This window comes from Corallococcus sicarius, assembly GCF_003611735.1.
Lineage (GTDB): Bacteria > Myxococcota > Myxococcia > Myxococcales > Myxococcaceae > Corallococcus > Corallococcus sicarius.
Window position 1 is genome coordinate 1 of record NZ_RAWG01000281.1, and the last position, 12958, is coordinate 12958.

11 protein-coding genes and 1 pseudogene are annotated in these 12958 nt (G+C 71.3%); 1 reads left to right on the forward strand and 11 read right to left on the reverse strand.

Going from position 1 to position 12958, the window contains the following annotated elements:
- The 5 genes and pseudogenes from D7X12_RS44650 to D7X12_RS31940 form a co-directional block, all read right to left on the reverse strand.
- Nucleotides 1-460 (reverse strand): annotated as a pseudogene (locus D7X12_RS44650) (CHAT domain-containing protein); the annotation flags it as partial.
- A gap of 25 nt (nucleotides 461-485) precedes the next feature.
- Nucleotides 486-995: a hypothetical protein gene (locus tag D7X12_RS31925; RefSeq protein WP_244224905.1), complete on the reverse strand. Its 510-nt coding sequence runs from the start codon at nucleotides 993-995 to the stop codon at nucleotides 486-488.
- Between the two features lie 58 nt (nucleotides 996-1053).
- Nucleotides 1054-1776, reverse strand: a complete 723-nt coding sequence (locus D7X12_RS31930) for a hypothetical protein (RefSeq protein WP_120629016.1) — start codon at nucleotides 1774-1776, stop codon at nucleotides 1054-1056.
- Nucleotides 1773-2318: an RNA polymerase sigma factor gene (locus D7X12_RS31935; RefSeq protein ID WP_120629017.1), complete on the reverse strand. Its 546-nt coding sequence runs from the start codon at nucleotides 2316-2318 to the stop codon at nucleotides 1773-1775. The genes D7X12_RS31930 and D7X12_RS31935 overlap by 4 nt, the downstream gene beginning before the upstream one ends.
- A gap of 118 nt (nucleotides 2319-2436) precedes the next feature.
- The gene (locus D7X12_RS31940; RefSeq protein ID WP_120629018.1) at nucleotides 2437-4338 is read right to left on the reverse strand and encodes a M23 family metallopeptidase; all 1902 of its coding nucleotides are present in this window, start codon (nucleotides 4336-4338) and stop codon (nucleotides 2437-2439) included.
- Nucleotides 4339-4497: 159 nt separating this feature from the next.
- On the opposite strand from D7X12_RS31940, the gene D7X12_RS43105 reads away from it, so the two are divergent.
- Entirely contained in the window at nucleotides 4498-4638 is a 141-nt protein-coding gene (locus tag D7X12_RS43105) for a hypothetical protein (RefSeq protein WP_158620159.1), read from the forward strand.
- Nucleotides 4639-4648: 10 nt separating this feature from the next.
- On the opposite strand, the gene D7X12_RS31945 is transcribed toward D7X12_RS43105, so the two are convergent.
- From D7X12_RS31945 to D7X12_RS31970, 6 genes are all read right to left on the reverse strand, one after another.
- Nucleotides 4649-5221, reverse strand: coding sequence for a glutathione S-transferase family protein (locus tag D7X12_RS31945; RefSeq protein WP_120629019.1), 573 nt, complete (start codon nucleotides 5219-5221; stop codon nucleotides 4649-4651).
- 38 nt (nucleotides 5222-5259) lie between these two features.
- Nucleotides 5260-6711, reverse strand: a complete 1452-nt coding sequence (locus tag D7X12_RS31950; protein ID WP_120629020.1) for a serine hydrolase — start codon at nucleotides 6709-6711, stop codon at nucleotides 5260-5262.
- 32 nt (nucleotides 6712-6743) lie between these two features.
- Entirely contained in the window at nucleotides 6744-8561 is a 1818-nt protein-coding gene (locus D7X12_RS31955) for a penicillin-binding transpeptidase domain-containing protein (RefSeq protein ID WP_244224906.1), read from the reverse strand.
- Nucleotides 8562-8770: 209 nt separating this feature from the next.
- Nucleotides 8771-11410: a right-handed parallel beta-helix repeat-containing protein gene (locus tag D7X12_RS31960; protein ID WP_147443862.1), complete on the reverse strand. Its 2640-nt coding sequence runs from the start codon at nucleotides 11408-11410 to the stop codon at nucleotides 8771-8773.
- A gap of 187 nt (nucleotides 11411-11597) precedes the next feature.
- A complete protein-coding gene (locus D7X12_RS31965) occupies nucleotides 11598-12071 on the reverse strand; it encodes a hypothetical protein (RefSeq protein ID WP_244224907.1) in 474 nt (157 codons plus the stop codon).
- Nucleotides 12068-12856 (reverse strand): alpha/beta fold hydrolase, encoded by a 789-nt coding sequence (locus tag D7X12_RS31970; protein ID WP_120629024.1) that lies wholly within the window; start codon nucleotides 12854-12856, stop codon nucleotides 12068-12070. The genes D7X12_RS31965 and D7X12_RS31970 overlap by 4 nt, the downstream gene beginning before the upstream one ends.
- Nucleotides 12857-12958: the final 102 nt, after the last annotated feature.

Sequence of the window (12958 nt, forward strand, 5' to 3'; positions counted from 1 at the left end):
CCCCCACCCGCTCCACCCAGGTGTGGGCCTCCTCCGTCCGGCCCAGCACGCCCAGCACGTTGCGCAGGTTGATGCCCGCCATCACCTCACCCTCCGCATCCCCCAGCTTCCGGAACGCGAGCGCGGCGCGGCGATAGGAGTCCTCCGCCGAGCGGGGATCCGACAGCATCTCCACGTAGCCCAGGACCAGCAGGAGCCAGGGGCGCTCGGGGTGGCTCGCGATGAGGCCCCGCAGCCTGCGCCGGGCCTCGTCGCGGCGCCCCGGGTCCTGGGCCTCCCGGAAGAAGCACATCGCCGTCTCAGAACCCTCTGGATGGGCGACGAAGCCCTCCTCGCACCGGGCGAGCGCGGAGGGCTCCAGGGGATCCGGAAGCTCCGGAAGCTCCGGAGGTCCGGCGGCGACCGCGAGGGCGTACGGGAGGAGCCCCACCCCCAGGAGGAGCCAGCCCAACCACGCCATGCGCCGTCGCCCGCCCGCCACCACGTCAGCTCCGGGGGTATTCGTACGAGCACTCCCACAACGTGGTGGGCTCGGAGGTGCCACCCCGCGGGTCGATGGTGGTCGCGGTGTAGATCCTGCAGACGATCGCCGGCTGCTCCGGAAGCCCGGTCGCCGGCCACCGCTCCATGACCAGGACGCCCGCGGCCAGCGCTTCGGTGTTGAACGGCACGAGCAGCTGGGCGCGGAGGCCGGCCGCCGACGGCGCGGTCAAGGGCAGGCGCAAGGGGGCCCCCGCGGTCACCGGGCCGGTGACCTCCGCGAGCACGGCGCCCTGGGCGGACAGGATGCGCAACGTCACCGTCACCGTCCCCCCCCGACTCACGCCCACGTCCTGCACGGAGGCCATCACCCGGTCGTGCGCCCCTCCCGCCACCGGCGGCGTCGTCATCACCAGCATGGGCGGTGAGGCCTGCGCCGCCGCCGTGACGCCCCACAGGAGCGTCATCACCGCCAACGCCCGCACCCATCCACCCGTCACATTGCCTGTCTTCATGACATCCCCCTCTGCTTGTCTTTGATTGGACCGCACATCACGCGTGGGCTCCACGCGCTCACTGCAACCGGTTCACGAACGTGCTGCCACGCCGGACGCTGCCATCCGGCAACCGCGCTTCGACCTGCCACAGCACCCGCGTCCCCGCCGGCAGCTCCGCGAGCACCGACGCCGGCACGGTGTACTCCCGCTGCTCCAGCCGCTCCGCGCGGTGGAACAGCTTCAAATCCTCCGACGACACCTGCACGCTCCAGTGCGTCGCCTCCGGCACCCCGCTCCAGCGCAGCACGAAGCGGTCGCGAGGCAGCGCCGTGGCCTCCGGCACTCCCGACGTGATGGCCCCCGCCGCGCCGCCCCGGATCCGCTCCGGGTCGTCCACCTGCTGCTGCCGCACCACCACCACCGCGCCCACCAGGACCACGAGCGTGGCCGCCATCGCGCCCCAGGCGGGCCGGCCCTGCCAGAAGCGCCGGCCCTGCTCGCGTTGGCCCTGCTCGCGGCGGTCCTTCAGCGACACCACCTTCGCGGGTGCCTCCGCCTGTGAGGCGGCCTGGGACATCGCCTTCGCCAGGCGCCAGGCCTGGGCCCAGGCGGGATCCGCCGCGACGCGCTCGATGACCGCCCGGCGCTCTTCCGCCGGCAGGTCCTGCGTCACCGCGCGCCAGACGAGGTCCGCGTCCACCGGGGTGCCTTGCGCCGCGTCGTCGTCGCGCAGCGCCGTGCGCAGCCGCTCCACGCCCGCGCCATCGATGCCTTCGTCTTCGGGGCGTTGGTCGCTCACGGCGTGATTCCCTTCAGGGAGAGACAGGCCCGCAGGGCGCTCAGCCCGCGGTAGATGAGGTTCTCGGTGCGCTTGTTCTCCCAGCCGAGCAGCTCCGCGGCCTCGGGGACGGTGTGTCCCTGCAGGTGCAGCGTCACGGCCAGCCGACGGTCCTGCACCAACCCCTGGAGGCAGTCGCGCACGGCGCGGGCAATCTGCGCGGCGCCGGCCGAACGCTCCGGGTCTCCGGGTGCCACGGGCTGCACGGGCGCGCGCTCCACCTCGTCCAGCGCCACTTCCTTGCGGGCACCCACCCGGCGCAGCTCGTCGATGAGCGCCGTGTAGGCGACGCGGTACAGGTACGCGGGTGACATCTCCGCGTGGCCCGGGTCGCGCTTGCGCAGCTCCACCACCCGCATCATCGCGACCTGCAGCAGGTCCTCCCGCCGGTCCGCGAGGGACGGAGGGCAGACGCTGGCCAGGGCCCGGCCCAGGTCGCGCCGCAGCGTTTCAAGCCCGGCGTCCGGCGAGGCTCCCGCCGAGGGGCCGTGTCGCAGCTCCAAGATGCATCGCCTCCGGGAAAAGGGCGTCGATGGTCGTTGAAACCATCCTGGGCGGCAAGGCGGAGCAGGGCAAATCGCCCCCTGGAGCACGCCTGGCTCCAGGGGAACCTTCCGCCTGCTACGGCAGGTTCGCGTCCCAGGCGATCAATCGCACCTCGCCGGACGGCGCCAGGCGCACGGCGGTGAGCACGAAGCGCGCGCCCACCCAGGTGGTGGTGACGGCGGCGCCCGTGAGGATGTCCCCCGCGCGCTCCTCGCCCGTGCGGTGCAGTTGGCTGTCCGCGTCCACGTCCCAGGTGTACACGCGCAGGTTGCCCGCGCTGTCGCGCACCGGGGTGACCAGGTTCTGACCCACGACCCGCACCGCGTGCACGTCCGTGATGGTGCCGCCGTCCTCGGTGTCGCGGCGCACCAGCTCGCCCGCCGCGGTGACGTCGAAGGAGATGTTGCGCAGCACGCCCGTGGGCAGCTTCGCGCTGACGACCACCATGTCCCGCACGCTGTTGCCGACGGTGAGGTTGCTCAAGGCCACGTCCGACACGTCGCCGCCCAGGTAGTTGCCGCGCTTGGAGATGAGCCCGCCGTTCTTGATCTCCCAGGCCGTGACGCTCAGCTTGCCCTCCGGGGTGCGCACCGCGGTGACGACGCCCTCGAAGCGGCCCACGTCTCCCGTTACACGGCCGTTGTAGACAGGCGTGAGGGCGACCTGGGTGGCCGCCTCGCCGAAGCCGTTGCCCCGACGGGTGAGGGTCTCCAGCGCCGCGGCGGTCTCCCAGGTGCTGACCTTCAGGTGGCCCGTGGAGTCGCGGAAGGCGGTCACCACACCCAGGCCGGACGGCCGGGTGACGAGCGCGATCTGGCTCACGTTCGCTTCACCGACGGCCTCGCCCTTGCGGGTGAAGCTGCCACCCACGGACACGTCCCATGCAGTGAGCTTGAGGTTGCCGTCTCCGTCACGCGTGGCGGTCACCACGTCGCGGGTGGAGCCGGGGTTCGCCATCGCCACGGAGCTGGCCGCTTCCCCGGCGCCGTTGAAGAGCTTGGTGAAGGTGCCGTCGCCCGCGAGCCGCCAGGAGCCCAGCGCGAGCTTCCCGCTGACGTCGCGCGTGGCCGTCACCACCATGTCGGCGGAGGACGCCATCGCCACCTCCATCGCCGGGTCGCCGGTGATGTCACCGCGGCGCAGCAGGGGGTCGGGGTGGATGGCGAAGGGGAACTGCTCCAGGGATTCGGCCTGGAGGGGGACGAAGTCGAGCGAGGAGTCGTACGTCACCGCGCCGTTCTTCTGCCACGCCTGGGAGAAGGGCAGCGGGATGGAGGGGCCCACGGTGGTGCTGGTCGGCATGGGCGACAGCTGCACGTGCAGGTGGGGGCGCGACGACGCGCCGGAGCTGCCCACGCGCCCGATGAGCTGCCCGCGCTTCACGGTGGCCCGCTGCGCGACGGGGACGAACGTGTCACGGGGGAAGGACCCCACGCGGTCCTCGGCGTCCGTCACGTAGGTGGCGTTGAAGGGGCACAGCGACTCCGGGATGCTGCCGGGCTGCATGTGGGCGTAGAGGATGATCTTCCCGTCGGTGGTGCGGACGTTCAGGTGGTTGCCCGAGCGCGGGATGATGAGCGGGTCGGTCATGCGGCCCGGGTTGGGCACGTCATCGCCGCCGTACACGGATGGCTGGAGACCTTCCGGGGCGTTGCGCCAGCAGCTCACCACTTCGCCGTCCGCGATGGCGGAGACGGGCAGGCCGTAGATGACCCAGTCGGAGTTGCGGGGGTTCACCGCGTAGGCGTCGAAGGGGATCTTGAGGCGGGTGAACCGGCTGGTGGTGGGGTCGAAGCGGGCGGCCTCCAGGTCGCGGCCGTTCGTGTCGTCGTGGCCGCTGGCGATCCACCAGTGTCCCCCTGCGGGAAGGTCGGCGCTGCTGCCGGGAAACCCATAGGTCTGCGCGGAGGCGCTGACGCTGACGGCCGCGAGGGCCACGGCGGTGAGCCGGGCGGCGGGACGGAGACGCTGGGACATGGTGCTGCTCCTTGGAAGGGGGCGCGGTTTCGCGCCTGCCCCCACCCAACGGAAATCCCCTGGTTTTTCCCTCACCCCCTCTGGGAGAAAAAGCAGAGGCCATGCTGTGCTGACCCGACGAAAGGCCCGTGCACGATGACAGCCCCGCGAGACTTCGACATGGATTCGGCCCTCCGCATTCTCGATGCGGTGAGCAAGAACTACCCGCCCGGCTCGAAGGAAGAATCCACGGTCCAGCTCGCGGCCATCTCCCTGCTCTACCCTCTTCCGGAGGAGCTGGGCCCCCCAGGCTCGGAGTAGGGCCGGCGCGTCAGCCCATCCTGATGCCCTTCGGACGGGCGAGCAGCCGGTCCACGTAGGCGTCAATCGTGGGACGACCCGGCTTCGCTCCGAACATGCGCATCCAGATGAACATGGAGCCAATCATCACGTCGGCCGCGGTGAACCAGTCGCCGAACAGGTAGGGCCCGGCGCCCAGCTCCTGCTCGACGACGTTCAGCGCGCCCTCGAATTCCGTCCAGCCTCGCTGGGGCAGCGTCGGCGTCTTCATCAGGTGGTCGCCCATGGAGGGCTCCAGCTGCGATGTCGAGTACACCATCAGCGACAGGTAGCGGCCCCGCTCCGGCGCATCCAGCTTCGGCGCGAGGTTCGCCTGGGGGAACTTGTCGGCCAGGTACAGACAGATGGCCGCGTTCTCGAAGAGCCGGGTCGCTCCGTCCACCAGCGCCGGCAGCTTGCCGGCCGGGTTGATCTTCAGGTACTCCGGCGACTTCTGCTCCTTCTTCTCCAGGCTGATGGGCACGAGCTCGTACTCGACGCCGCACTCATCGAGCATCCACTTGGCGATGACCGCACGACTCCGGGGATTGAAATAGAGCTTCATCCAGGGACCTCCAGGGAGAACTGCCAGCCTGGCCCCCATCAGAGCTTCTTGAGCACGTCGGCGGCGTTCTTGTTGGTGGGGTCCAGCTCGAAAGCCTTGCGATAGTTCACTTTCGCCAACGCCTTGTCCCCGTGGGCCAGGTACGCCTCGCCCAGGCTGTCGTAGAGGTTTCCATCGGTGGGGAACATCTCCACGTTCAGCTTGAAGACCTCGATGGCGTCCGTCACCCGCCCGGCGCGCAGCAGCTGGTAGCCCAGGCTGTTGAGCTGTCCATGGGAGAAGTCATATGCGTCCGCCTTCGTGGCCTTGAGCTCGCGGTAGCGGGCAATGGCCTCCGCGACGGGCGCCTTGGCGAGCAGCGCGCTCAGGTGCTCCCGGATGTCGGGCCGGGACGGCCGGGGCGTGAGGCCGTGCAGGACGCTGAGCAACCCCGCCGAGAGCGTCTGGAGCTTGTCTCCGCGCGAGGTGTTGTCGAAGAGGATGACGACCTGCTTGCGCTCCGGGACGCGGAGGATGAAGGAGCTGAAGCCGTTGATGCCGCCACTGTGATGGACGGTGGCGACCCCCGTCTTGCCGTCGTCCAGCTTCACCTTCTTGATGGACCAGCCGAAGCCGTAGTCGCTCAGGCCCGGCGTGAACATCTTCTGCTTGAGCGCCGCGGGCAGCAGCGTGTCCTGGTGGAGCGCCCGGTCCCACAGGTAGAGGTCCTCCACCGTGGAGTACAGCGAGCCGGCGGCGTACGGCAGCGTCATGTCCAGGTAGGGGGCGTTGATGTAGCCCTCCGGCTTGAGCTCGTAGCCGCTCGCGCGCTTGGGGAGCACCGTCGCCTGCACGTCGTAGCCGGAGTTCTTCATCCCGACCTTGTCGAAGATGCGCTCCTGCACGGCCTGCGCGTACGTCTTGCCGGTGACCTTCTCGATGATGGCGCCGAGCAGGAAGTAGCCGGAGTTGTTGTAGGAGAACTTGGAGCCGGGCTCGAACTCCAGGTCACCGCTGGCGGACGCCTTCACGAAGTCCGCGACCTTCGCGGGGTTGCGCGAGTGCTTCTCGAAGAAGTCCGGGGCGCTGGTGTAGCTGGGGATGCCCGAGGTGTGGTTGAGCAGGTGGGCCATCGTGACGCGGGAGCCCGTGTCCTTCCGGTAGTCGGGAAGGTGGGTGACGAGCGTGTCCTCGAGCTTGAGCTTCCCCTCGGCGACGAGCTGCAGGATGACCATCGCGGTGAACTGCTTCGAGATGGAGGCGATGCGGAACTTCGTGTCCACCGTGTTCGGGACCTGCCACTCGAAGTTCGCGGAGCCGTAGGCCTTCTTGAAGACGACCCCCTTCTCGTCCGCGACCAGCGCGGCGCCGTTGAAGTGGCGCAGCTGGTGGTAATGGGTGAGCAGCCGCTCCAACTCCTGCTGCTGCTTCGGCGTGGCGGCGAAGGCAGCGGGGGTGAACAGCAGGACCGCGACGAACAGGCTCAACAGGCGCACAGGACTCCAGTTCATTCGGACTCTCCGCTCATGGGACTCCACACGCTTCAGCGGGTGGATGATTGCATCGCGTCCAGCTCCTGGAGGAAGCGCGTCGCGAGGGGGACGGCGACGCGGCCTCCCACGCCTCCGCCCTCCACGAACACCGCGAAGCCGATGCCGCCCCGCAGGCCGATGAACCAGGCGTGGGTCTCCGGCGGCACCAGCGTGCCGAACTCCGCGGTGCCTGTCTTGCCCATCAGCCCCTGGATGCCCGCCGCGGACTTCGCCGAGCCTTCCATCACCACCGCGCGCATGAGGTTGCGCAGCGCCTCCGCGGTGCCGGCGCGCAGGGACTCCTCCAGGCCCGGCTCCGCGTCCGCCAGCAGGCGCGGTGCGTGCCAGCGGCCCGTGTCCACCGCCGCCGCCACGGTGGCCATGTGCAACGGCGTGGCGAGCACCCTGCCCTGCCCCATGGAGGCCGCGGCCCGGTCGGCGTCGTCCTGGGGCTGCGGGAAGGTGGCGCCCGGCGAGGGCAGGCCCACGTCGTAGCGGACCCCGAAGCCGAAGCGATGGGCCGCGTCCTCCAGCGCGCTGCGGCCCAACCGCGCGGAGAGCTGGATGAACGCCGTGTTGCACGAGAGCGCGAACACCTGCCGGAGGGTGGACGGCGCGAAGGCCTCGGATTCGAAGTTGCGGAAGCGCCTGCGGCCCGCGGTCGCCTCCACCGGGCAGTCCACGCGGGTGTCTGGCTTCAGGCCACTCGCGAGCAGTGCTTCGGCGGTCACGACCTTGAACGTGGAGCCCGGGGGATAGCGCCCCGTCAGCGCGCGGTGCAGCGCTTCTCCAAGAGGACGGCTGGTCACCGCCAGGACGTTGCCTGTCGCCGTGTCCACCGCGACCAGCGCCGCGGGCATCGTGACGTCCATGAGCGCCAGCTCCGCCGCGGCCTGCACGTCCCTTCGCAACGTGGTGCGCACCGGCGTCCCGGGCGCGCCGTCGAAGCGGTGCAGCACCACGCCCTCTCCCGAGCGGCGCACCAGCCTGACCTCTCCCGACGGGCTGCCGGCCAGCGTCCGCTCCTGCGCGCGCTCCAGGCCTGACAGCCCCACGAGGTCTCCCGCCTGGTAGGGGTGGCCCAGCGCCTGGAGCGCCTCCGCGGTCACCTCGCCCACCCGTCCCAGCGTGTGCGCGGCGAAGCCCTCCGCCGGGGTGAGGCGCGCGGTCTTCTTGCGGAAGAAGATGCCGGGCACCGGCGCGAGCACGGGGCGCACCTGCTGGTAGCGCTCGGGGCGCACGTCGATGAGGGGGAAGAACTGTTCAGGCTGCGCGCCCGCGGACCTCAGGACCGCCTGGACCCGCGCGGGGTCCACCCCGAGCTGCGACTGGAGCGCCCGGGCCACCGCGGCGGCGTCCCGCACCCGTCCCGGATACAGCCCGATGCTGATGACCTCTCCGGGCACGGTGAGCGGCGCCCCGGTCGTGTCGAGCAGCGCGGCGCGCGGACCCCAGGCCCGCAGGCGGCTGAAGCTGTCTCCGGCGCGCGCCTCGGGGTGGAACACCTCCGGCGTCCAACGCACGACCCAGCGGTTCGCCCGACGCTCGAAGCGCAGCCGCGACTGCACCTCCCAGTCTCCCAGCCCCCGCAGGGTGTGCACCCCGCGGAAGAGCACCACCGCGACGGTGTCGTCCTCGGACTCGACGTCCAGTCCCTCGAAGCGCGAGGCCACGACCCCCAGCGCCTGCCGCCACTTCGCGTGCTGCGCGTCGAAGTCCGCGGGCACCTCCACGAGCGCCCCGCGTTGGGCAGCAAGGTCGTTGCGCGCCCAGGCCTCCAGGTACACGCGGGCGACGGCCTCCGGCCCGCCGGAGACCTCCCGTCTCACGGTGCGCGGCGCACACGCGGAAAGCAGCAACAGGAGGCAGAGCCCCCACCAGGTGATGACCGTCCGTCCAAGCACGCGCCCCGTGTACCGCGCCCTTCCTCACGAGGCGAATGCGATGTGCGGTCCGTCGTCCCCACCCGGACCGCCAGTCGGTCACCTTGACGCCCCGCGCGCACGCGGAGCAACGAGGGCCACCCGCGCGCCGTGGATCAGCGGACGGTCTGGTCCTGCGTCCCGCTCACGCCGTCCCCCGTCGCCGTCACCGTCAACACGCCGACCACGCCGGAGCGCACGTAGAACACGGCCTCCCGCTGCGCGCCCGCGAGGCTCACCGACACCACCGCCGCGTCCGAGCAATCCGGTTGCAGGTGGAACGTCGCGCCCGCGTCCGACGCGGCCAGCGCCACCGTCGGGTCCACCAGCGAGGCCAGGTTGCCATCCACGTCCCGACCCTGCACCACCAGCGCTTCGGAGCAGGCCCCTGCATCCACCGTGCGTGCCGGCGTGGCGAAGGCCACCTGCCGCGCACCATCCACCGTCTCCACGTCCACGCCGTAGGCCTCGTCCGGGTAGACGGCCGGGTCGTAGCCGTCACCGCTGATCCGGTTGAGGCTGAGCAGGTTCGCGCGCCCGTTGTCGAAGATGGCCGTTTGATAGCCCTTCTCGGCGCCCTCCACGTTCGTCAGCGTCGCCTTGCTCAGCACGTTCTCCAGCACCTGGATGCGCGTGGGCTCCGAGGGCGCGCTGAAGCCGCCCTCCCCCTGCGACAGGTCGATGCCGACGTCGTTCTCCGTCACCGTGTTGCCCTGGATGAGCAGGTCGTGGCACAGCGCCCGCCCCACCCCGTAGTGCGCACCACCCACCACCAGGATGCCGGTGGCCGTTTCCGTGACCTGCGTGTATCCGTTGCCCGTCACTTGGTTCGCCACCACCCGACCCGACACCCCGTACGCGAGCTGGATGCCGATGCGCGCGATGTGGCCCACCGGCCCTCCGCCTTCCACGCGGTTGTCCTCGGCCGTCACGTCCACCCTGCCCACCACGAGCACGCCCGCCTTCTGGTAGCCCGTCACCCGGTTGCGCCGCAGCCCCACCGCCACCGGGGCCGCCCCGGCCGCGTCGTTGCGCACCTCGATGCCAAAGCCCTCCTGGCAGCCACTCAGGTTCCCCGCCTGATGCAGCGCCTCCACCACCGAGTCCTCGACGGCGCCACCCGCGCCCTCCAGGAAGATGCCGCGAAGCCGGGCCGCGCCCCCGTCACACACGTCCGACAGGCTCCGCGCCGTCACCGTCACAGCGCGCACGCTCGCCACCGGGCCCCGGTTGCGCAACACCGCGCCCTGGAAGTGCTCCCCCGCCGCTACGTCCTCCACCGCCGTCAGCACGTGCGCCGCCCCGTCGAACGTGAAGCCGTCCGGGATGAACACCGGCCCCTGCGTCACGCAGTCCTCGGACAGCGTCACCTTCCCCGGCGCCAGCGTGAAAGCGCACGCCCCCGCCAGCGCGCCGCAGCGCCGATCCGTCCACTCCACCGTGAAGGAGTGGCGCACGCTCGTGCCCGACGCGTTCGTCACCGTCACCTCCACCGCGGGCGTCACGTCCGGCGGCACGCAGGACAGCTGCGTCCAGTCCACCGTGCTCGTCGTGCCGCTCCCTGCCGCCGTGCCCACCGCGCCCGTGTTCGTCGTCCAGGTGAACGTCAGTGGCTCCGCCCGGGGATCCGTCGCAGCCACGGTGAAGGTCACCCGCTCGCCAGCGCGCGCGCTCGGTGCCGACTGCGACGTGGCGCCCAGCACCGGCGGCGCGCTCTGCCGCACGCACAGGTTCACGGTCTGCGTCACGCTGCCCCCGAACGGGTCGCTCACGGCGGCCTTCAACTGGCAGGCACAATTCGCGGGCTCCGCGCTCGGCGTGAACACGGGCGTGGCCCGCGTGACGTCGTCGAACGAGCCCGCGCACGTCGCGCTCCACGCATACGTCAGCGGATCCGACGCCCCGTCCTCGTCCGTGGTCGCCGTCGGTACGAGGAACGGCGCCCCCACGGCCAGCGGCTGGGGCGCCGCCTCCACGGGCGCCACGGGCCAGCGGTTGAACCGCGTGTCCCGCAGCGCTCCCTCCGCCCCCACCGTGCCCGCCCCGATGCGGAACTGGAGCGTGGACACCGCGCCGCGCGCGTCCGTGACGCGGACCTCCACCCGCAGTCCGTCCTTGACGTTTTTATTGGGCCCCAATCCGGCATCGGGATCGGGAAGGACCGTCAGCGTGCACGCGGCGCCCGCGCAGTCGAGCGCGCCCGAGGAGCTGCTCCAGGCGTAGGTCAACGTGTCGGTGGGCTCCAGGTCGCTCGCCCACGCGCGCAGTTGCACCTCTTCACCGAAGGACGCCCGCGCCTTCGAGGCCACCACCGCGTGGATGCGCGGGGCCGTGTTTCCCGGGCCCGGCAGCGTGGCCGCGGGATGGGGCACCATCACCACCAGCGCCTCGCCCTGGAGCGGGAGCGTCACCGCTTCCTCCAGGCTCGCCGTGGCCACCACCGCGCCCGCGCCGTCCAGGGCGTCCACGCGCAGCCCGACCGCTTCACCCGAGCTCACCGGCTCCACGTCCGCGGACCACGACGCGCCACCATCCGGCGTCAGCGACAGCGGCACCGCTTCCTCCGGCCCCCCCGCGCCGTGCGTCACCGTGGACGTCACCTGCGCCACCGGGACGGCCTCCAGCGAGCGAGGCAGCGCGACCACCAGCCGCACGCCCCCGGCCGGCGTCACCGTGAAGGCAGGGTCCTGCTCCACGCAGCCGAACGTGGTCAGCAGCAGGAGTCCTGCCAGATGCAACGCATGGGTTCGCTTCATGGCCGCACCGTCCTCGCGAGGTGTTCCTGCCCGGGAACACCATCACGAGCGGCCCGACGCGTCCAACCCGTGGCCCCCCCGCCCCGCTCGAGGGGCGCGAGCCCTGCCCTCCGGTGCCGCCTCTCCGTCCGTTGTCCGACGAAGTTTCCACCCGGAGGCGGCGGCCTGCTTCCGGGTGGGGCCCGGCTCAGGTCTTGCGGCCGTGGAAGCTGGACCTGAAAGGCGTGAAGCCGCGCTGGCGCAGCGACTCGCGTTCGGCCAGGAGCGCCGCCAGGGCCGCTTCGCGCGACGGGTAGTGGTTCACCGCCGCGCCGTGGATGGCGCCGCTGGTGTTGATGAAGACGCGCGTCGTGTCGTCACCGCCGTAGCGGTACGAGCGGTGCGTGTTGCGCTCCAGCACCTCGCGCCGCTCCTTGCCGAAGGTGCGCCCGGCCGTGTGGCGCACCACCAGCCCGTCCAGGTTGATGAGCAGATCCACCCGGCCGTTGAACTTCGCGAACTGCGCCTCCACGTCGCGACGCCAGCGGTACACGTCCTCGTCCGTCACCAGGACGCAGTCAGTGAAGCTCGCCGCGACGACATCGTGCTCGGCGTCGTACTCGAAGGACATGCTCCAGGCCATCGCGCGCTCTCCTGCTTCCTTGTCCGTCGGGTGCTTCACGCCTGCGCGGAGTTGCCTGCGAGGAACGCCGAGACCAGCGCCGCCGTCTCCGCCGGACGCTCCACCTGCGGGTAGTGCCCCGGCCCCGGCAGGTGCGTCATGCGCGCGTTCTGGATGAGGCCCGCCACCGCCTGCTTCAGGAACACCGGAGGCAGGAAGGGATCATCCGTGGCCAGCACCAGCGTGGGCGCCGTGATGGCCGCCAGCCGGGACGCGAAGCCTCCCGCCGTCCACGCGTCGAAGGCCTGCTCGATGGCCTCCTTCGACACCCCGCCCGCGTCCTTCAGCATCCCCTCCAGCGAGTCCGGCGACAGCTGCTTGCAGGCCAGTCCGAGGATGGTCTGCTGCTTGGCCCGGTCTCCCGGGGACGTGCGGAACAGGCCCGCCGCGTCCGGAGGCAGCGGCAGCCCCGCCGCGGGCACCGGGGTGATCAGCACCAGCCCCGCGACGCGCGCGGGGACCTCCGACGCCACCCACTGGGCAATCTGCCCGCCCATGCTGTGGCCCACCAGCGTGAAGCGCTTCGCCCCCGCGTGGTCCGCCACCGCCAGCACGTCCTTCGCGTACTGCTCCAGCGTGAACCCCGACGCCGGCCGCCCCGACGCGCCGGTGCCCCGGTGGTCCGGCACCACCAGCCGCAGGCCCGTCACGTCCAGCTTCTCCACCATCGCGTCCCACACCGCCCCCGACGTCATCCACCCATGCACCAGCACCACCGCACGCGGCCCATCCCCGAACACCCGGTAATGCAGGGTCGTTCCATCGGTCGCGGTCGTCGTGGGCATGGCGGAGTCCTTCTCCAGTGAGAGGGGTGGAAAGTCGGGGTTAGGCGGGAAGTGTAGCAAGCCAGGATGTGACTGGGGCTCCCAATTGAGGGTGGGAGAGGG

Bases quoted from the DNA above. Each gene is read 5' to 3' on its own strand.
- D7X12_RS31925 (WP_244224905.1), bottom strand. From the start codon at position 995: ATGAAGACAGGCAATGTGACGGGTGGATGGGTGCGGGCGTTGGCGGTG.
- D7X12_RS31940 (WP_120629018.1), bottom strand. From the start codon at position 4,338: ATGTCCCAGCGTCTCCGTCCCGCCGCCCGGCTCACCGCCGTGGCCCTC.
- D7X12_RS43105 (WP_158620159.1), top strand. From the start codon at position 4,498: ATGGATTCGGCCCTCCGCATTCTCGATGCGGTGAGCAAGAACTACCCG.
- D7X12_RS31945 (WP_120629019.1), bottom strand. From the start codon at position 5,221: ATGAAGCTCTATTTCAATCCCCGGAGTCGTGCGGTCATCGCCAAGTGG.
- D7X12_RS31950 (WP_120629020.1), bottom strand. From the start codon at position 6,711: ATGAACTGGAGTCCTGTGCGCCTGTTGAGCCTGTTCGTCGCGGTCCTG.
- D7X12_RS31960 (WP_147443862.1), bottom strand. From the start codon at position 11,410: ATGAAGCGAACCCATGCGTTGCATCTGGCAGGACTCCTGCTGCTGACC.
- D7X12_RS31970 (WP_120629024.1), bottom strand. From the start codon at position 12,856: ATGCCCACGACGACCGCGACCGATGGAACGACCCTGCATTACCGGGTG.